An 18,601-nucleotide genomic window follows, 5' to 3' on the forward strand; every position below is an offset into this window, starting at 1 on the left:
CAGTGGAGGAGATGCGCCAGTGTCGGTTCTTTTTGTGGAGGGCAAGACCGATGCGAAGTTCTTCAAGGGCGTGTTTAAAAAGCTCTTCGAGTTCAAGGAGAGCCGGAACGCCCCCAGGAAGCTGAAGTTCATCGAACGCGTCTTTGAGAGGGATAACTTCGACCTCATGAGGAGGGGAGACGTTTACCTGGCAATAATACCCAGTGAAGGCAACTCCGGGGTTATACGGAACCTAGGAAACTTCCTCAGGGCAATGGAGACCTTCAATTTCCAGGTGCATAGAATAGGAACTGCAGTGGACGTCGATGAGGATAGAGAGGCGGCACTAGCGTCGATACTGGGAAAACTGTCAGAGTTCAGAACCGTGAAGGGCGGCAGGGGCTACCGTACCAGCGGAACCGAAGTGGTTCCACTCGTGATAGGATTGCCCTTTGAGGATAAGCTGGTTGAGTGGAAAAAACCCACCGTCGAAGACCTGATGCTGCACCTGATAGAGAGGGAGGGGCTTCTGGACAGGATAAAACCCGCCCTTGAGGCGCTCTACAGGAGCATGGGAAAGAAATTGAAGCCCAAGGAGACGATGTACCTGGCGCTGGCAGTTTATGGACACTGGGGAAACCTGGAGGGCTTCTACGAGCTCTTCGTCATGCGCTCCCGCTTCAGGAACCTTAAAGCGGTCCTTAGGGAGGCAGGGCTCATGGAGGGGCTGAGCTTCCTGGCATTTCAGGAGCGTTGAGTTTTTATTCACCTCAACACCCCCTCCAGATGGTGGTGAAGATGAAACTCGTATCATTCGACGTCTGGAACACCCTCCTTGACATCGACGTCATGCTCGACTCCTTAGCCGTTGAGCTCTCGAAGCTGATGGGGGCGTGCATACTCGACGTAGCCGACGGAATGGTGCTGACGCGTGAAAGGATAAAACGAATGAGGGCCCGGACAGTGGGTGATCCCTCGAGGGCACTTGAAGATAGCCAGGAGATGCTCGCCGAGCTTTTGGGCACGGACGTTGAGCTCGTCAAGAGGGCCGCCGCCAGGGCAGTTCTGAAGGTCGATGAGGGGATAGTCCTCCCCGGGGCAAAGGAAGCCCTTGAAGGCGTTAAGAGAAAGGGCCTGAAGGCCACAGTGACCGGCAACGTGATGTTCTGGCCCGGCTCCTACACGCGCCTTTTGCTCGAAAGGTTTGGGCTTATGGACTACATTGACAAAACCTTCTTCGCCGACGAGGTTCTGGCTTACAAGCCGATGCCGGAAACCTTCAGAAAACCGCTCGAAACCTTCGGTATAGAACCTGAAGAGGCAATTCACATCGGCGACACCTACGCGGAGGACTTTGAGGGGGCGCTGAGAGCAGGCCTCTGGGCGGTCTGGATAAATCCCGAGACAGATGGGGCCAGGAGAATCCACGAGAGGGGCTTTGAGGTTCCGGCCGTTGAGGGGATTTTAGAGGTGCTGGAAAGGATAGAAAAGAGGGCTAGCGAAGGAGCTTGACGCTCATTTCTTCCCCTTGGGCTTCAGCCACGCCCCTAAACCCGTCTGCCTGGTCTTCTGGTACCTCAGATCCTCCCCCCGGTAGTTGAAGGCCTCAAGAATCCTCAGAACCGCCGGCAGAACCTGGTTCTCGATGTAGTAGTCCGGATCGTACCTGTGCCTTTTCGGGTCGTACTCGCTGACCAAGATGGCGCGGTCGCTTATCTTCCCCGAGCCCTTCAGGACCACGTAACTTATTATCGTGCCCGGCTTCACCTTGATTCCCCGCGCCTGGAGCCGCTTCGCTATCGCCACGTGCGGGCCTGTGGCTTTGTAGTCCTTCAGCTCTCTGGTTATCTGCTCGTGGATGACGAGCCTTTCTAGGGGGACGCGATATTTCGTCAGGTCTTCCGTAACGGCCTTAACTATCTCCACAGCCTCCTTCACATTACCGTCCCGGAGGAGGGCCTCCAGAACCCTCGCTTGGGTCTCTTTGGCTATCTCACTCCAGTCGCGCCGGACGATCTCAAGCCCGCGCGTGGTTATCTTGCCCTCCTCGTCTATGACCGCGTATTTCTTCTTCGTCACGAAGAACCCCCTGACGTAGAAGCCCTCGTATTCGAGTTCGAGGAGGCCGGGAAGCTTAGCGTTGATGTATTTAAGAAACTCTCTGGCTTTCTTTTTGACTGTCTCAGCGTCCGCCCCGGGTATAGTCGCGAAGAAGCCGTCTGTGTCCGCGTAGAGCACTTTAAAGCCGAACTTCTCCCCTATCTCCCGAATGGTGGTCTCGATGTACTGCCGTCCCCATGCCGTAACACTCTCGGCGCATTCCCTGCAGTACCAACGGGCCTTAGCGTAGCCGTAGTAGCCGTAATAAGAATTGGCCAGGATCTTGATGGCGTGTTGCCTGTAATCAAGGAGCTTCTTCTCCAGTGGGTCTATGCTGGCCTTCATTTTGCGCTTAATCTTCTGCCTCTCCTCCAAAAGGTCGCCGAGAAGGCTCGGGATGAATCCCGGGACGTCTTTACAAAAGCGGTGACCGACCTGCGGGGCAGTGTCGTACCCCCTACAGCCCTCGCGGTTTAGCGTGTCCGGAGAGACGTTGTGGGTGATTATGATCGAGGGGTAGAGAGCCCTAAAATCTAGATAGACAATGTTTGTCCAAAGACCTTTCTCAGGCTCTTTAACGTATCCCCCCGCGTAGCCCCCCCTTCTCCGGGCGAGTTCTCTGCCGTCTGGTTTGTTGGGGGCCAGTTCGTTCCTCCGGTATGCGGCCCGAAGGAGAAACCACTCAACGAGGTTGCCGGTGCTTGAGCGAGAGACGTCCCACAGGCTTTGACCAACCAACCTCGAAAGCTGGGCTTCCATTGGAAGGAACTCCCTGCCGAGTTCAAAGGTCGCCCTGGCATCCTCCATAGAATACTTGGCGACGCGCTCAAGCCCTTCCCCACTTTCCCACGCCGCCGCGATTTCCTCGGCGTAGACCTTTTCCTTGGGCTTTCCGAATATAGCCTCGTAAACCGCCTCAAGGGTGTATGTTGGCAGATTGACGGTGTGCCTTATCACCGGGTAGAGATCGAAGTGAATTCTTCCCTTCACCTCGACGGCAAACCTGTCCCCCATGCGCTGGATTTTGGGCTCGCTCCCGTCCCTCCCGAGGACGAACTTTATCCCGAGCTTCTCGCACCGCTTCTTGAGATAGGCAAAGTCAAAATTGTCGCCGTTGTAGGTTATGAGAACATCGGAATCCTTATCCTTCACGACCTTGAGGAAGCGCTTAATCATCTCCTTCTCGGTGGAGACGACGTCAACGTAGGGCAGGTCTATCTTCTTCCACGTTATGACCCTCGCCTCGTTCTCGTCGGCGTAGCTTATCATGAGGATCGGCCCCTCTGCGAACTCCTCACCCTCGTGGTAGAGCGTCTCGATGTCGAAGGACATCATCTTGAGCTCCTCGTCGCCCTCCATCGGGATCAGTCCCTTGTCTATGAGGTAGCGCTTGGCAAAGGGCACATCGTACTCGTAGATTTCCACAACCGCGGGGTGCTCCCGTATTCTGTCCCTTATCGCTGGAACGTCCTGTGGATGAGTGAAGTAGAGCTTCCAGACCTCTATCGGTCTGCCGAGGAACTTCTTCTCCAACTTCTCAGCGCGCTTGACTCTCACTGCAACCCCATGCCTCTCGGCCGTTACCTTCTTAACGTCCTCTATGGCAGAATCGTCCCTCAGAAGGGCGTAGATGTAAGGTTCGAAATCCCGGTCGTAGTCTATACTGAACTCACCGTTCTCCTTCTTGAATATCCTTATAACGGGCTTTCCATCCTCGGTGAAGTAGTCCGTATCGAGGATCATGAGGAACACCTGATGAACTCTCGACTTAAGGACTAATAAACCTCACCTAGACAACACCACCACCTTTTTAAACTCCCCTTCAAAGCCCCAGCCATGGAGCTGTTTTACCGCGTGAGCTTTCAGGAAGTGGTGGCAGACGCTTTAAGCTTAGTTGAGGAGCGCGAGCTCTCATCGAAGCACGCCCTTGAGAAGGTCTTTAAGCGGGTAGCCGGGAAAGACCGTGGGAAGGCACGCGGACTGGCTCATGCCTACGTCTTCGAGATAGAGAAGTGGAGAAAAAAGATAGACTTCATAATAAACTCCGTCCTCAAAGGCTCAAGCTTAGAAGACCTCGACCCCTATCTCGCTAATCTCCTCCGCATAGGTACCTTCGAAATCCACTTCCGAAAGGTTCCGCCCGCTATAGCCACAGACTCTATAATCCGCGTCGTTAAGGAGCGCTTTGATTTCTCAAGGGCGAAGTTCGTTAACGCGCTGATGCACTCGATAGAGAAGTTCGACGTTGAGAGGGCACTTAAGAAACTCAAGGAGCGTGACAGAATCGAGTGGCTCTCAGTCCGCTTCTCGCACCCCCGGTGGTACGTCGAGTACGCGGTGGAGCTTTTGGGCTACGATGAGGCAGTTAGGTTGCTCCTGAGCAACAACAGGCCGCAGTGCTATTACGTCAGGGCAAACACCTTCAAGACCGACGTGGACTCCCTGAGGGACTACCTTGAGGAGAACGGCGTGAGGACGGCCTTAACTCCCGTTCCGGACGTGCTGAAGGTCCTCGAATACAGGACTCCGGTAACGAGGCTCGACTGGTATAAGGAAGGGAAGTTCGTTATCCAGGATTTGGCTTCTGCCTACGTCGCCCACGTTTTGGCCCCTGAACCCGGTGAGAAGGTCCTCGATTTAGCGGCCGCACCGGGGAGCAAGACCTTCCACGTCGCTGCTCTAATGGAGAACAAAGGAGAGATAATCGCCGTTGACTACTCCTACGACAGGCTCATGCGCATGAGGGAGAAGATGAAACTCCTCGAAATCAAAAACGTCAGGCTGGCTCATGCGGACGGCCAGAGCTTTAGGGATAAGAGCAAGTTCGACAAAATCATCCTCGATGCGCCGTGCTCAAGCTCCGGAACCTATCGGCAGTTCCCCGAGGTGAAGTGGCGCTTCAACGAGGAGAAAATCAAGCGCATCATAAACGTCCAGCGAAACATGCTGAGGAACGCCTACGAGAACCTCAGAGAAGGCGGTGAGATGACCTACTCCACGTGCTCGGTCAGGATCGACGAGGACGAGGAGAACGTTCTGTTTGCCGTTGAGAGGGTCGGGCTTGAGCTGATGGACTATCCTTTCGGCTGGGGCGATAGGGGCTTCCTTGAAATCGGCGATAGGGTCTTTAGAGCGTGGACGCACAGGCACGACTGCAACAGCTTCTTCATAGCGAAGATGGGGAAGGGGTAAAACTGCTCTCCCCAACATCAACACATGGAAAGCGTGGTTTCGCGGTTAAATGAGGTGTTTGCACTAGACAACTTTATTTAGGACACATCGCCTTCCCAAAAAAGAGGAAAAAGAAATTAAAAGGATTTAGAGGGAACTCCGTGAGTGTTTAGTTTCTTATAACCCTATTGTTTACGAAAACTCTTTATAATCTAAATTCTGAGTATATAGCGAGAAACTTTGGGGAGACAATGCGAAATTTTCATTATTTTTTAAAACCTAAAAACAACAAAGGGGATGATAAAAATGAACGAGGCCATTAAAGGAGTGGTGTACTCTGGAATACTTTCAGCGCTGTTATCCGTGTATTTCATCAGGATCTTAAAAGCTTCAAAGATACACGTCCTTGGCATCTCGGTGGTTGCCTTTGCTGTGTTTTTGGCACTCTGGCTTGCAAGGAAGAAGAGCAACGAGAGAACTAGGAGGGCACTCGTTCTAGTTGGTCTTATAGCAATCCTCTCCCTGATCATAGCACCTCTTAGCGTTCCCCTCGCCGTTAACACGTTCGTAACGTTTACAGTGGGAGCTCTCGCTCTGATTTACCGCGAGGAACTCCTTCCGAGCATGTCAGCCTTCATGTACGCCTGGCTCGGTGCAATAGTTGGATTCGTCATAGCAGTGATTGTATTCCCCCATACTCACATGGGGGACGTTGCTAGGGCTTTGGGACTGATAGGGCTAATTTTGGTTTTTGCTACCCTCTTCCTCATGATAGGGCGGAAAGTTCACTACAGGCCCTTCAACAGGTATCCCGTTTGACTTTTTTCTTTCTAAACCAGCGGCTTCCTCTTCACAGGGCCGTGTGGATACTCTTCTTCAAAAATCTCTGCAGTAAATTTGTAGACCTTCGTGTCCTCATCGAGCCAGCAGTCGGGAGGCAATCCGGCCTTCCAGCAGGTCTGGGCCAGAAACTCCTCCTCGTCCCAGCCCCACTCTATCGGAACCTGTGGGAGCAGTAAACCGGAGTAAATGCCCTTTTCGATTATCAACCCGTCCCTGCCAACCTTAATCTTCTTCGGCCTTTCCTCCGGCGGCCCCTCAATTGACTCAGGGGGCGTCAGAACGCTGACCTCCACCGTTAAGTCGTCCAGTTCGCTCTCCCTCACCGGTGGGAAGCGCGGGTCGTCAACGGCGGCGTATATGGCGGCTTTAATAGTTGCTTCCACCAGTGGGTAAATCGGCAGGGGAAAACCTATGCATCCCCTAAGGGCCATCTGGGGCGGTGCATGGCGCTTGTTGAGAGTCACGAAGACGCCCATCTTCTCCCATAACTCTGGAGGAGTATCTCCTGGCGGTTTTATCGTCCTGCCGCTTCTAACGTACTCCTCTACAGCCCTCCTCGCGAGCCTAACGAGGAACTCCCCCCACTCATCCCTGATCACGTTCATCGGCTCACCCCTACTACAATTCACCTCAAAGGTTATCTATCTTTCCCGCAAAGCTTAAAAAATTGCCGAAAAAAGTTAAGTCGGGTGTCGAAAGTGGTGATAGTTGAGTTCGTTATAGTCCCTCTGGGAGAGGAGAGCCTCAGTGGATACGTGGCGGAGGTAGTAAAGCTTTTAGAGAGGAAGGGTGTTAAATACCAACTGACTCCCATGTCAACCGTGATGGAAGTCCCAACCGTGGAGGAAGCGTTTGATGTGATCCGAGAAGCCCACGAGGTAATGTTCCGGTTGGGTGCTAGGCGGGTCTCAACAACCGTCCGGATAGATGATAGACGGGACAGGGAGAGGCACATGGAGGACAAGGTGAAGTCCGTACTCGAAAAGCTCTCCGGAGAGGGAGGAGGATGAGTGGGGTATGAAAACGCTCGTGCTTGCCATAGACCGAGACGATGACTTTGGGAAGAAGGCGGGCGTTAAAGGGCCGGTGATAGGCAGGGATGCATGTGTAGATGCCGCCCTAAAGCTGAGTCTGGCCGATCCCGAGGACAGCGACGCCAACGTCGTTTACGCAGCCGTTAAGCTCGCCGATGAGCTGAGGGAGAAGGGGGATTTCGATGAGGTTGAGGTGGCACTCATAACCGGTCACCCCAAGGTAGGTGTCAAGAGCGACGTTGAACTGTCGAAGCAGTTGGATAAGGTTCTAACGGAGTTCTCAGCCGACGGAGTTATCCCCGTCACAGATGGCGCCGAAGACGAACAAATATTCCCGATAATCACGTCCAAAATCCCGATAATCAGCTCGCACCGCGTGGTCGTCAAGCAGAGTGAGAGCATCGAGACAACCTACTACATACTCTACCGCTATCTGAAGGAGATACTGAGCGATCCAGAGGTGGCCAAGGTAGTCCTGGGAATACCGGGCATGGTGCTTCTCCTGTATGGCATAGCCCGTCTGGTGGGAGTGTGGTATCCGAACAGTGTGAAACTGGTCTCGGCGGCTGTTACGGGGGCGATTCTACTTCTAGTTGGGGGGTACTTCTTCGTCAAGGGATTCCGGTTTAACGTCCGGGAGGTCCTGTCAAAGCAGTTTATATTCGTGGTCTCGGTTGTGGCCGGGCTCCTTATAATAACCGGCGGCGCAATAAACGCTTATTTCAGCCTGGAAACTTACGCAGAGGGGATCCTTGGCAGGCTACCCGGAACACCCCTGTTACAGGTTCTGATATACATAAACGCCCTGGGAGCCTCGCTCGTGGTCGGAATCTCCGTCGTGATCACGGGGCGCATTATACAGGCGTACCTGAAGAAGGATGCTCACATCTGGTACTACGTCTCCGCGCTTCTCACGATGCCGGCACTGTGGGTAACTATAGACCTAACGACGAGGTACGCGATGGCAATACTCACTTTCTCGGATATAAACGTGTTCACAAAGGTTATAATAGCCGTTGTGGATATTGGGTTCAGCGTTTTGGTTGGGATGTACCTGAGAGGAAAAGTTAGGGGATGGGAGAAAGTTGAAGCTGGAACAGGCACTTAACGAGTACCGGAGGATGAAGGAGGAAGAAGAACGCAGGATTCAAAAATTGAAGGAAAAACACAACAAACGGATAAAGAAAAAGATAAAAGAGATACTCAAAAGGATCGATAAACTGGAGAAGAAGCGGCTTCCCAAGGACGTTGATGAGCAGGTCGCGAGACTGGTGGAGAACGACCGGCGGAACTACGTCAGGGCCTTGAGACATGCCCTTGAAAGCGTTGGAGACATAGACGACCTTGGAAAACGTCTGCCCGACCTGGCAAAGCTCCACGTCGGGCACGGCAAATATCTCCTCATAGTGTTCGAAAAGGACATATACACCATAAACAGGCTCTTAAAGGAGCTCAGCGAGGATTACGCAGAGTACTATGGGGAGGTCATGGCGGGAGGCCTTGGGGATGTTGAACCGGAACTGCTTCTGGAGGAGGAGAGGGGGATACAGGAGCTCCTTGAGGAAGCCAGGAGGGATAGGGACCAGCTGAGGGAAGTTGTAGAGAGGAAAAGAAACGAACTGCGGAACTTCTATCGTGAGAAGGGACTTGACAAATTGGAAGAGGAAATAGCGTCCCTCAATGCGGACGCAAGACGGATAGAGCTGGAAGTGCGGTCAAAAGCGTCCAAACTTCATAAACCCCTAAAACGGATGCGCTTGGGTGGGTTCGCAGACGAGTTCCTGAAGAACAGCGGAACGGCCATCGAAAACCCGGACGAATTCATCAGCCTGATAAAGAAAATCCTGAACGATCTGGATGACAAGCACAGGAAAACCGCAAACTGGCTGCTCAAACATCTACCCGAGAAAGCGGAGGCCATAAAAGAGAGACGTAGGAAACTTGAAACGCTCCAGGAAAGAAAGGACCGGATTCTCGAAGAGGGGGCCACCAGAGAAAAGGAGATCTGGGAACTCGAGAGGAAGATAGAGGAGAAAGAGGCTGAGATCAGAAAGCTCAGACACCAGCTGGAGCACCTAGAGACCCAGCTCGAAGGGGTGCTGGCCAGACTGGAGGTAGTACTGGGAGAGAAAATCGAACGGTAGGCTTATAAATTAGGCTTCCCTAATTGAATTAGGTGGTGGAGATGTTCAGGGTTGACCGCCTTCGCTTCGGAACAGCTGGGATACCAATCTCAACGCCAAAACGCTCAACCGTTGACGGAATAGCCCGTGTGAGGGACCTAGGGCTTGATGCGATGGAGATGGAGTTCGTCAGGGGAGTAAACCTCAAGTCAGAGCTCGCCAAGAAGATAAATTACGTAGCGAAGAAGCACGATGTTCTGCTCACCGCCCACGCGCCCTACTACATAAACCTCAACGCGGCGGAAAAGGCCAAGATCGAGGCGAGCAAGAACAGGATAATCCAGAGCGCCGAAAGGCTCCACGACGCCGGTGGCTGGAGCGTCGTCTTCCACGCCGGGTACTACCTCAAGCAACCCCCCGGAATTGTTTACCAGAGGATACTTGAGGCCCTTCGGGACATCGAAAAGAAACTCATGGACAGAGGGGTGAAGGTCTGGTTGAGGCCGGAGCTCACTGGAAAACCCACCCAGTTCGGAGACCTAGAGGAGATAGTGAAGCTCAGCGAGGAGCTTGAGATGGTTCTGCCGACGATAGACTTCGCACATGCCCACGCAAGGAACAGGGGCAAATGCAACTCCATTGAGGAGTGGCGCGAGATGCTCTCCCTTATGGAGGATCGGCTCGGAAGGGAGGCCCTGGATAGCATGCACATCCACATGTCCGGCATAGAGTACACCGAGAAGGGCGAGAGGAGGCACCTCCCCCTCAGGGAGAGCGACATGGAGTGGGAGAACCTTTTAAAAGTCCTAAAGGAGTTCGGGGTCAAGGGCGTCGTCATAAGCGAGAGCCCCAACATCGAGGAGGACGCCCTCCTGATGAAGAGGAAGTATGAGAAGACAAAGGCCTAATAGGCCTCAGCTAGACTCGGCTGGCTGTACCATCGGTGCTCCTCGACCTCGATGTGCAAATCGAGTGGTTCGAGGGGCCTGACCTCATAGCCTTTTCTCTTACCCCACTTTTCTATCTGCCTGAGGACGACCCTCACACCGAAGCGCGCGAGGGGGTAAAAGGGTATGAGGAAGGGATTACCTCTGAGGATGTGCGGCAGGCCCCTTATGACTTCCTTCGCCAGGTGTTTCCAGGCGTAGTAGAGGTGTAGGAACTGTCCGTAGGTTATCATGTCCTCGATGCGGTAGAATTCCTCGCCCCTCAGAAGGCCCATGGGCACGAATGCAAGGGGAGTCACGGTGAAGTGCGCCCTGTTGCCGAGCTTCTCCTCGAGTTCCCTCTCCATCGTGACAATCAGCCGGGCCGTTTCTATCTCGTATTCGTCGGTATCTCCCGGGAGACCAAGTATCGTCGTGTAAGCCGGGAACCAGTAGTTCCTGTTGAAGACGTAGGTTCCGTTGAGGAGAACCCAGGGCCACTCCTCGGGGGAGAACGGCTTCATCTTGTTGTTCATATACTTTCCAATGAGTTCCGGGGCGGCGGTTTCGAAGCCGGCCTGTATGCCTATCCAGTGGTTTGGACCGGCGTCAACCATCTCCGAGATTGCTTCTACCATGCCCGGAGCAGCTAAAGCCGCCGCAACGGTCCCGTGTGTTGGATTGACGTTCCTCGTGTACTTCCTCGCGGTCGCAAACAGCTCAACCACAGCATCCGCGTTGGGGTAGAAGTTCTTCCTGTCCTCTACCTTGTAAAGAAAGATGTCCTCGCTGTGGAGCCATGCGTGGTCTATCCCTGCACTGACGTTGAGCGCTATTTCCTCCCCGATTTTCTGCAGCGGGATAAAGCGTGCGACCCTCAGATTTGGTTCGCAGAAGCGACAACCACGCCCACAGCCCCGCATGACCTCCACCAGCCCCTTGTAGGAGGGGGCGACGATGGTTGGAATCTGCTCAACCCTCGGCCAAGTCTTTACCACTATCGTCTCGTCGGCGCTCCCACTCTCTATTTCCCTAAAGAGCTTTCCAGCGATGTGGTCACCTTCCCCAATAATTACGTGGTCTATATTGAGCCTCTCGCACTCCTCCCTCCTAAAGTCGAGCTGCCAAGCCCCAGGACCCCCCACGACGAGTTTGAACTTCAAGCCCTTCCTTTCCCTCACGCGGTTAATCCTCTCGACGAGCCCCCTGAACTTGACGCTCGTGTAGTTCCTCCACTGGCCGCCGTTGGTGAACATCATGCTCACCGGGCCAAGACCGAGGGGGTCCATCTCGTAGAGGGAAACCACCGTGGTGTCCTCACCTATGAAGCGCTCAACCTTCCTCGGGTGGGCGACTATCACTTCATCCCTCAGGAAGCCGTCCCTCAGCAGGGCTGCCTCTATTTTCCTCAGCCCGTAAGGAGCCTGCGTTAAAACGCCGTCCTCGTCCGGGAGCTGGGTGTCCATGAGCCTGAAAACCCATCGGGGAAGTTTGTCATAGGGTGCACAGCCAAGGAAGTCCAGCAGGGGGACGTCGTGGTACGTGCTCGTCAGGGTCTCGTCCGTCGTCAGGACCACCCTCGCCATCTCAATCACCATAGACATGAAGTAAAAATTGCATATTTAAGAATTTCTCATCTGCAGGCTATACACAGTTGCATCATGAATTCTTTTCGTTTTAACCTTTAACTAATGTAATAAGAAGCATGAACTAACGATGAGGAACTTTGAGAGCACCTCGGAGAAGGGATGTATCCAACGTAAGCTGTTTCCCGCGTTAGTCCGCTAAACAGGGGCCGGATCCGTGTTCGCCTTCAATTTCAACGACCCAACAACAACTGTATCCTCCACCCTGCCGGCCTTCCCCATAAAATCTTATTAAGCACCCGCAACACCGATTTACACATAGGTTATCCCCTATTATGGAGCCCTCATGACACCACAGGAGCAACACCTTTGCTCAATCAAGGCTTATAAACCATCACAACCGAGTTGTGAGCATGGGGTTAAAGCCTTTCAAGGTACTCCTCCTGATGCCACTGGTGTTCCTGCTGATTTTCTTCTACATCCCGTTAGTCAGCATAGTAAAAACCGGTCTGTGGGATGGGGAGCCAACCCTGCGGTATCTCGGTGAGGTTCTCTCCAACGGGTACCACAGGCACGTCATAGCCTTCACCGTGGAGCAGGCAATCGCCTCCACCCTCCTGACACTTGCCCTCGGCCTCCCCGGAGCGTACATCTTCGCAAAGTATGATTTTCCAGGAAAACGCACAATAAAAGCTTTCCTGACCGTTCCGTTCGTGATGCCCAGCGTAATGGTGGCCCTGGGCTACATCCTTCTCTTTGGAAAGAACGGCTTCGTAACCGAACTTTTGGGCCGTGATCTTGGTATCCTGTACTCGTGGAAGGCCATACTCCTAGCCCACGCGTTCTACAACTTCCCCATAGTTATCAGGATGGTTTCCTCCCTCTGGCAACGCATCAACCCCCACTACGAGGAGGCGGCCATGGCGCTTGGGGCAAGGGGATGGAGGCTGTTCTGGAGGGTGACCCTGCCGATGATCTCCCCCGCGATCTTTGCCTCGGCCATGCTCACTTTCGTGTTCTGCTTCTTGAGCTTTTCAATTCCCCTGATAATCGGCGGCTACCAGTACGCTACGATGGAGGTGGATATATTCACGCAGGTGATGACCCTCCTCGACTTCAAGACGGGGGCGGCCCTGGCACTTATTCAGATAACACTGAGCGCGGTTTTTATGTACCTCTACCTGAGGAGTCTGGAGGCGTATTCCAAACGGGAGGAGCAAAGGATATTCCAGAAACCCGCTGGTTTTAGATGGAAAGACCTTCTGAGCATCAAAGGGCTCTTGATGGCTGCGTATTCCCTCATCGTGTTCCTCTTTATAGTTGCGCCTCTCCTGGCAGTCCTCTACGACTCGCTCCGGTTCCAGGGGAGCTGGTCTCTGGAGTGGTACAGGAGGGTCTTCTCACCAGAGTACAACCCCATGTTTGGGGCCAGCACGATGGTAACGATAAGGAATTCCCTGGCCTTTGGCATCTCAACCGTGCTCCTCTCAACACTGGTGGTCCTTCCGGTAGCTTACATCCTCCACCGCTGGAACTTCCGCGGAAAAAGGCTGTTCGATGTACTGGTCATGTTGCCCCTTGCTAGCTCGCCGGTGACGTTGGCCCTCGGGTACATCAAAGTTTTCCATTCAACTCCCCTTTATTACACGGCGGCCATAGTGGCCATAGCCCATACGGTGATCGCGTATCCCTTCGTGCTGCGCTCCGTCTCAATGGCGCTGAGGAAGATAAAACCCAACCTGTTTGAGGCGGCGCTGAGCCTCGGAGCAAGGGAGTGGAGGGCGTTCCTGAAGGTTGAGCTGCCCATCGCCATTGGCGGAGTGATAGTCGGCGCCATATTCGCCTTCGCCATGAGCATAGCCGAGCTCGGTGCCACCTACATGCTGGCCAAACCGGAGTACACGACCATGGCGGTAGCGGTCTACAGGTTCCTGGGCTCCCGCCAGTTTGGAAGCGCCTCCGCGTTATCCGTCATGCTGATGGTGCTCTCGGCGCTAAGCTTCGTGGTTATAGAGAGGGTAGGGGAAGAGGTATGGTAACGGTCGAACTTCGAAACGTCGAGAAGAAGTGGGAAGACTTCAGGCTCAGGATAAACCACCTGGGGGCTCGGGATGGGGAATTCCTCACCCTGCTCGGGCCAAGCGGATGTGGGAAGACCACGACACTGAGAATAATAGCAGGGTTTGATAGGCCGGAGGGGGGAGAAATACTCTTTGATGGAATACGGATGAACGAAGTTCCCCCCTACGAGCGCGGGATAGGAATAGTATTCCAGGACTACGCCCTCTTTCCACATATGACCGTTTTTAAAAACGTCTCCTTCGGACTGGAGATGAGAAGGGTCCCCAGGAGGGAAACGGAGGAGCGTGTGAAGCGGGCACTTGAGCTAGTCGGTTTGAGGGGGATGGAGAACAGATATCCAGAGCAGCTCTCCGGCGGTCAGCAGCAGCGCGTTGCACTCGCGAGGGCCCTTGTAGTCGAGCCTGAGGTTCTCCTTCTGGATGAGCCTCTAAGCAACCTCGACGCAAAGATCCGTGAGAAGCTCAGGGGAGAGGTAAGGAGGATCCAGCGGGAGCTCGGGATAACGACGATATACGTCACCCACGATCAGGAGGAGGCGATGGCTATAAGCGACAGGATCGCCGTCATGAACGTCGGAACCGTCGAACAGGTCGGAAAACCTCTGGAGCTTTACTATCGCCCAAAGACTGAGTTCGTGGCCCGTTTTCTCGGCCTCAGCAACATACTGAAGCTCGAAGCTGAGAACGGAAGGGCTTGCCTGGGGAGACTGTGCTTCAAAGTTGAAAAGGAGGGAAGTGTTCGCCTCTTCTTCAGACCAGAGAGCGTGTACATAAAACCCGGAAAAACGGGGAGGATAATCGACTACGAGCTTCTACCAGGTAGGGTGCGCCTGAAGATTGACGTGGAGGGGAACACAATACTGGCGGAACGGTTCCTACATGAACTGCCATTTTCAATAGATGAACCGCCGAAGGATGTTGACCTGGAGGTACTCTCTTTCTCCACGATTTAACTCCCATGTTTTTACAAAAAATTGTATAAAAAAGCTTTAAAAAACACGTTTATTAGCAGATATCAGTCAATAAACCGGAGGGAACAAGATGGGATGGCTGGAGAACTACTTTGAATTTGAACGCTACGACACTAACATGAGAACGGAGGTTTTGGCGGGTATAACAACCTTCATGACGATGGCGTACATCCTATTCGTCAACCCTCAGATACTGAGCGTCGCTATGGGAAAGGGCGCATTTGACAGCCTTGTGACGGTAACCGCTCTCTCGGCGGGGATAACCACGATAATAATGGCCCTTTACGCCAAAAAACCTTTCGCCCTTGCCCCCGGAATGGGCCTGAACGGCTACTTCGCCTACAGCGTCGTTAAAGGAATGGGATACAGCTGGCAGGTGGCACTTGCGGCGGTTTTCGTGGAGGGCATAGTGTTCATGATCCTGAGCGTGACCAAGGTCAGGAGCGCGATAATCCACGCGATCCCCCTAAGTCAGAAATACGCGGTCGGTGCTGGAATAGGTCTCTTTCTGACGTTCATAGGGCTCAATGATATTGGACTCATAAGCGCCACGACTTCAGGCGGAGTCCTTCAATTCACGGGGCTACATGCGCAGGTCCTCTCCACCAGAGCGGGGCTTCTTTTCTTCTTCGGGTTGTTCTTAACGGGGGTACTGATCTCCATGCGCGTAAAGGGAGCACTTCTAATCTCGATACTAAGCACCAGTGTATTGGGTTGGATTACAAAAGCAGCCCCCTGGCCCCATACGTTGTTCTCGACGCCAACCCTCAGTTACACGTTCATGAAAATGGACATCCACGGCCTTCTGAACGTAGGGGCCCTGGGGGTCATATTTGCCTTCTTTATGGTCGATTTCTTTGACACCATAGGGACCGTGACGGGTCTAAGTGCCAAAGCCGGCTATCTCACGGAGGAGGGGAAGATCCCGGATGCGGAGAAAATCCTCCTAACGGATGCTATAGGCACCACATTGGGTGCGGTTCTGGGAACCTCAACGGTCACCACATACATCGAGAGCGCCGCCGGAATCGAGGAAGGCGGAAGAAGCGGAATGACCGCATTGATCACGGGCGCCCTCTTCCTCGGCATAGGGCTCTTCATAGCTCCCCTGGCCGGAGCTATTCCGGCGTTCGCGACGGCACCCGCACTGGTGATAGTCGGATACTACATGCTCAGTGCGCTGAAGGAGGTTGACTTCGGCGACCACACCGAAGCACTGCCCGCGTTCCTCGTGCTGATGGCCATACCCTTCACGTACTCAATATCCATAGGAATCGGCCTGGGGTTCATAAGCTACACGGTGCTAAAAGTTTTCAGCGGGCGCTGGAAGGAGGTACATCCAATCATGTACGCCTTGGCGGTGATATTTGCCGCGTATTTTGCCTATCTCGCCTGATTTATTCTTTTGACGTTTGTTATGAGGCGTAAAATAATGAAAGCAGAGAAAGTCAGAGAAGCAAACGGACTTCACTCGGAAGGTTCATCCCCTTGTTTTTCCTTTAAGAACTGCTTGAGGACGTAGGGGCACTGCTCCTGAATAAAACGGGCGAATTCCCTCATCCTCCTGACCGTTATCTCGTGGACGTAGTGCTCGAACTGACACGCGTCCTGCTCCGCCACCTCGGGCGGGATACCCAGTATATCGATGAAGAACTGGGTCAGCAAGAGGTGCTTTGAATAGATAGTTTCCGCGAGCCCCTTTCCCTCCTCGGTCAGGAGAATCCTATCGTATTTCTCGTACTCCACAAAACCCTTCTCGGCGAGTCTCTTCAGGGCATCCACAACGCTCGGTGGTTTAACGCGCATCGTTCTGGCAATGTCCTTAATCCGTATTACACCCTTGTTTTTGTGGAGGATGTACATGGTTTCAAGGTACTCCTCCTCTCTTTTGCTTACGGTCACAGACCTCACCTTGGTTAGGTTACCCAAAAATATTTAAGTAGTTTTCGTACCACAGGAACCTTTGCCAGTGCAAAGTTCTACCAAAGCTCGTGATTCTTTGTGTATGAACCGTCCGGAAGAGTTCTCCGAGTAAAACAAGAAAATCCACCAAAAACCGCTTACCCAAGAGGAATCACTGGATTTTGATGGAACTTTCCACCAGCAAGCCTTTGGAAAAAGCTTGACCAAAAGTTCGTAGCTCCTAATAAGAAATGCTCATGCATTTGCGAGTGCACAGTAGATTTTCACTCTTTAAGCCCTATTTTTCAAGAGAGAACCTCTGAAAAAGCCCACCGAAATTTGGGTTTGTTCTATCCTGACGCCCTCCGGGCGTCAATTTTAAAGTTAAATCCACACTCAAAGAGCAACTTGAAAAGTTCTCGCTCTTAAATTAGTCATTTGGTGAAAATCACCCGAAAATTAACTTTTCAGAAAAGAGCCATGAACTTTGATGAAACTTTGCTTGCACAAAGTTTCTATGGCGGGCCGGACGGGATTCGAACCCGCGGCCACGGGGTTAAAAGCCCCGCGCTCTAACCAGGCTGAGCTACCGGCCCACTTCCGATGGGATAACTGCAGGGAGGTTTTATAAGCTTTGCCCTACAGCCTTTGAGAAAGGCTGGCGAAAAGAATGTCTTCCTCATCAAGAGGGCAAGAATCAATCGTGCACTCGCAAATTGCATCCTTAAGCTTGGGTTTAACTCTCAAAACAGACCTCTTCATGCAGTTTCATTTTTATTGGTGCCCTTTGGGTGCTTTTTGGACTGAAACACTCACCAAAGAGTAACTTGCAAAGTTCTCAACTCTAAAACAGCCAATTGATAAGAAATCACACAGAACTGAGCCATTAGAAAGTAGATACTGAATTTGATGAAACTTTTGCTTGACAAAAGTTTCTATGGCGCCCGGGCCGGGATTTGAACCCGGGTCACGGGAGTGACAGTCCCGTATGATGGGCCGGGCTACACCACCCGGGCGCGTGAATAGCGGCCGGCGGCGTTCCTGGTTTCCCGCCCCCTCCCGGAGGGCAGTACACCCAGGAACGCAGGCGGGCTTAACTTCCGGGGTCGAAACGAGACCGGGTGTGACCCCACCGCTATGACCGCCGTACCGCTATTGACCTCCAGAGTTGGGTTTATAAAGATTGCGGTAGTTGTAAATGATACTGCCCCAGTGGAACGGGGGAAAAAGATTATAGCCAAGAAGGAGAGTTCTAAAAGAGAGGTGATGGTTGTGGGACTCATTGAAGACAAAGCCCTCGTCGAGGCGGCACTCTTCGTTTCTGGACGACCGCTCAGTGTGAAGGAACTCTCAAAGGCACTGGGGATAAGATCACTTGACTACCTGGAGAAGCTAATAGAACTGATCGCCGCCGAGTACGCTGAAAGAAAGAGTGCAATAGAGGTGGTTCGCGTTTTGGGGGACAAGTACGTAATGCAGGTAAAGCAGGAGTACTCCCAGCGGGTCATCCATCTGATGCCGAGACCCGACCTCCGGACCGGGGAGCTGAAAACGCTCGCCATTATAGCGTATCTCCAGCCAATAGAGCAGAGCAAGCTCGTCAAACTCAGGGGGAGCCAGGCGTACGAGCACGTAAAGAACCTCATCAACATGGGGTTGGTATACGCCGAACCTTACGAGAGGACAAAGCTCCTCGGGACAACGCAGAAGTTCGCAGAACTCTACGGCTTTCCCGAAAACGACCCCATGATAATAAAGGAGGCTTTCAAAAGAGTCGTGCACGCGGAGTACAGCGACCTCATGGATAAGCTGGAGGAGAAGGAAGGGAGTGCGGAGGAGAGTGCCTGATTTCTCCGAGCCTCAATCCTCTTATTTCTCAGGTAAA

At 53.1% G+C, this 18,601-nt stretch carries 16 protein-coding genes, 2 tRNA genes and 1 rRNA gene; 12 read left to right on the forward strand and 7 right to left on the reverse strand.

Features of this window, described 5'->3' with window-relative positions:
- Positions 1 to 736 (forward strand): DUF3226 domain-containing protein (locus MVK60_RS03195; RefSeq protein WP_297436388.1); only part of this gene is annotated, 736 nt, incomplete at its 5' end.
- Between the two features lie 41 nt (positions 737 to 777).
- A complete protein-coding gene (locus MVK60_RS03200; protein ID WP_297436511.1) occupies positions 778 to 1,491 on the forward strand; it encodes an HAD family hydrolase in 714 nt (237 codons plus the stop codon).
- Positions 1,492 to 1,494: 3 nt separating this feature from the next.
- On the opposite strand, the gene MVK60_RS03205 is transcribed toward MVK60_RS03200, so the two are convergent.
- Entirely contained in the window at positions 1,495 to 3,822 is a 2,328-nt protein-coding gene (locus MVK60_RS03205; RefSeq protein ID WP_297436513.1) for a DNA polymerase, read from the reverse strand.
- A 93-nt stretch (positions 3,823 to 3,915) separates the two neighbouring features.
- Here MVK60_RS03205 and MVK60_RS03210 point away from each other — a divergent pair, with 93 nt between their 5' ends.
- Both MVK60_RS03210 and MVK60_RS03215 read left to right on the forward strand, forming a co-directional pair.
- Positions 3,916 to 5,271 carry an RsmB/NOP family class I SAM-dependent RNA methyltransferase gene (locus MVK60_RS03210; RefSeq protein WP_297436390.1) on the forward strand — a complete coding sequence of 452 codons (1,356 nt, stop codon included), beginning with the start codon at positions 3,916 to 3,918 and terminating at the stop codon, positions 5,269 to 5,271.
- Positions 5,272 to 5,547: 276 nt separating this feature from the next.
- Complete coding sequence (locus tag MVK60_RS03215; protein ID WP_297436392.1) at positions 5,548 to 6,069, forward strand: hypothetical protein; 522 nt, start codon at positions 5,548 to 5,550, stop codon at positions 6,067 to 6,069.
- Positions 6,070 to 6,080: 11 nt separating this feature from the next.
- Here MVK60_RS03215 and MVK60_RS03220 read toward each other — a convergent pair whose 3' ends face one another.
- Positions 6,081 to 6,698, reverse strand: a complete 618-nt coding sequence (locus MVK60_RS03220; protein ID WP_297436395.1) for a TIGR00296 family protein — start codon at positions 6,696 to 6,698, stop codon at positions 6,081 to 6,083.
- A gap of 93 nt (positions 6,699 to 6,791) precedes the next feature.
- On the opposite strand from MVK60_RS03220, the gene MVK60_RS03225 reads away from it, so the two are divergent.
- The 4 genes from MVK60_RS03225 to MVK60_RS03240 are packed head-to-tail and all read left to right on the forward strand — an operon-like array spanning position 6,792 to position 10,158.
- Positions 6,792 to 7,103, forward strand: coding sequence for an MTH1187 family thiamine-binding protein (locus MVK60_RS03225; protein ID WP_297436515.1), 312 nt, complete (start codon positions 6,792 to 6,794; stop codon positions 7,101 to 7,103).
- 7 nt (positions 7,104 to 7,110) lie between these two features.
- Positions 7,111 to 8,235, forward strand: coding sequence for a DUF373 family protein (locus MVK60_RS03230; protein ID WP_297436397.1), 1,125 nt, complete (start codon positions 7,111 to 7,113; stop codon positions 8,233 to 8,235).
- Entirely contained in the window at positions 8,213 to 9,271 is a 1,059-nt protein-coding gene (locus tag MVK60_RS03235; protein ID WP_297436399.1) for a hypothetical protein, read from the forward strand. The genes MVK60_RS03230 and MVK60_RS03235 overlap by 23 nt, the downstream gene beginning before the upstream one ends.
- Positions 9,272 to 9,312: 41 nt before the next feature.
- On the forward strand, positions 9,313 to 10,158 hold the full coding sequence (locus tag MVK60_RS03240; RefSeq protein WP_297436517.1) for a deoxyribonuclease IV: 846 nt from the start codon (positions 9,313 to 9,315) through the stop codon (positions 10,156 to 10,158).
- On the opposite strand, the gene MVK60_RS03245 is transcribed toward MVK60_RS03240, so the two are convergent.
- Positions 10,155 to 11,762, reverse strand: a complete 1,608-nt coding sequence (locus MVK60_RS03245) for a radical SAM protein (RefSeq protein ID WP_297436520.1) — start codon at positions 11,760 to 11,762, stop codon at positions 10,155 to 10,157. The genes MVK60_RS03240 and MVK60_RS03245 overlap by 4 nt on opposite strands.
- Before the next feature lie 413 nt (positions 11,763 to 12,175).
- Here MVK60_RS03245 and MVK60_RS03250 point away from each other — a divergent pair, with 413 nt between their 5' ends.
- From MVK60_RS03250 to MVK60_RS03260, 3 genes are all read left to right on the forward strand, one after another.
- A complete protein-coding gene (locus tag MVK60_RS03250) occupies positions 12,176 to 13,801 on the forward strand; it encodes an iron ABC transporter permease (RefSeq protein ID WP_297436401.1) in 1,626 nt (541 codons plus the stop codon).
- Entirely contained in the window at positions 13,795 to 14,796 is a 1,002-nt protein-coding gene (locus MVK60_RS03255) for an ABC transporter ATP-binding protein (RefSeq protein WP_297436403.1), read from the forward strand. Before MVK60_RS03250 ends, MVK60_RS03255 begins: the two co-directional genes overlap by 7 nt.
- A gap of 88 nt (positions 14,797 to 14,884) precedes the next feature.
- Positions 14,885 to 16,210, forward strand: coding sequence for an NCS2 family permease (locus MVK60_RS03260; RefSeq protein ID WP_297436405.1), 1,326 nt, complete (start codon positions 14,885 to 14,887; stop codon positions 16,208 to 16,210).
- A 71-nt stretch (positions 16,211 to 16,281) separates the two neighbouring features.
- Here the strand turns inward: MVK60_RS03260 and MVK60_RS03265 are convergent, their stop codons facing one another.
- The 4 genes from MVK60_RS03265 to rrf form a co-directional block, all read right to left on the reverse strand.
- Positions 16,282 to 16,716: a metal-dependent transcriptional regulator gene (locus tag MVK60_RS03265; RefSeq protein ID WP_297436407.1), complete on the reverse strand. Its 435-nt coding sequence runs from the start codon at positions 16,714 to 16,716 to the stop codon at positions 16,282 to 16,284.
- A gap of 518 nt (positions 16,717 to 17,234) precedes the next feature.
- Positions 17,235 to 17,312: transfer RNA gene (locus MVK60_RS03270), tRNA-Lys, on the reverse strand.
- 342 nt (positions 17,313 to 17,654) lie between these two features.
- Positions 17,655 to 17,732: transfer RNA gene (locus tag MVK60_RS03275), tRNA-Asp, on the reverse strand.
- Between the two features lie 11 nt (positions 17,733 to 17,743).
- Positions 17,744 to 17,865, reverse strand: a 5S ribosomal RNA gene (gene rrf / locus MVK60_RS03280).
- A 123-nt stretch (positions 17,866 to 17,988) separates the two neighbouring features.
- Between rrf and scpB the strand changes: the two genes are divergently transcribed.
- Complete coding sequence (gene scpB, locus MVK60_RS03285) at positions 17,989 to 18,564, forward strand: SMC-Scp complex subunit ScpB (RefSeq protein ID WP_297436521.1); 576 nt, start codon at positions 17,989 to 17,991, stop codon at positions 18,562 to 18,564.
- Positions 18,565 to 18,601 lie beyond the last annotated feature (37 nt).

It is taken from the genome of Thermococcus sp. (assembly GCF_026988555.1).
Taxonomy (GTDB): domain Archaea; phylum Methanobacteriota_B; class Thermococci; order Thermococcales; family Thermococcaceae; genus Thermococcus.

Coding starts and splice junctions, on each gene's coding strand:
- MVK60_RS03200 (WP_297436511.1), top strand. CDS start 778: ATGAAACTCGTATCATTCGACGTCTGGAACACCCTCCTTGACATCGAC.
- MVK60_RS03205 (WP_297436513.1), bottom strand. CDS start 3,822: ATGATCCTCGATACGGACTACTTCACCGAGGATGGAAAGCCCGTTATA.
- MVK60_RS03210 (WP_297436390.1), top strand. CDS start 3,916: ATGGAGCTGTTTTACCGCGTGAGCTTTCAGGAAGTGGTGGCAGACGCT.
- MVK60_RS03215 (WP_297436392.1), top strand. CDS start 5,548: ATGATAAAAATGAACGAGGCCATTAAAGGAGTGGTGTACTCTGGAATA.
- MVK60_RS03220 (WP_297436395.1), bottom strand. CDS start 6,698: ATGAACGTGATCAGGGATGAGTGGGGGGAGTTCCTCGTTAGGCTCGCG.
- MVK60_RS03230 (WP_297436397.1), top strand. CDS start 7,111: ATGAAAACGCTCGTGCTTGCCATAGACCGAGACGATGACTTTGGGAAG.
- MVK60_RS03240 (WP_297436517.1), top strand. CDS start 9,313: ATGTTCAGGGTTGACCGCCTTCGCTTCGGAACAGCTGGGATACCAATC.
- MVK60_RS03245 (WP_297436520.1), bottom strand. CDS start 11,762: ATGGCGAGGGTGGTCCTGACGACGGACGAGACCCTGACGAGCACGTAC.
- MVK60_RS03250 (WP_297436401.1), top strand. CDS start 12,176: ATGGGGTTAAAGCCTTTCAAGGTACTCCTCCTGATGCCACTGGTGTTC.
- MVK60_RS03255 (WP_297436403.1), top strand. CDS start 13,795: ATGGTAACGGTCGAACTTCGAAACGTCGAGAAGAAGTGGGAAGACTTC.
- MVK60_RS03260 (WP_297436405.1), top strand. CDS start 14,885: ATGGGATGGCTGGAGAACTACTTTGAATTTGAACGCTACGACACTAAC.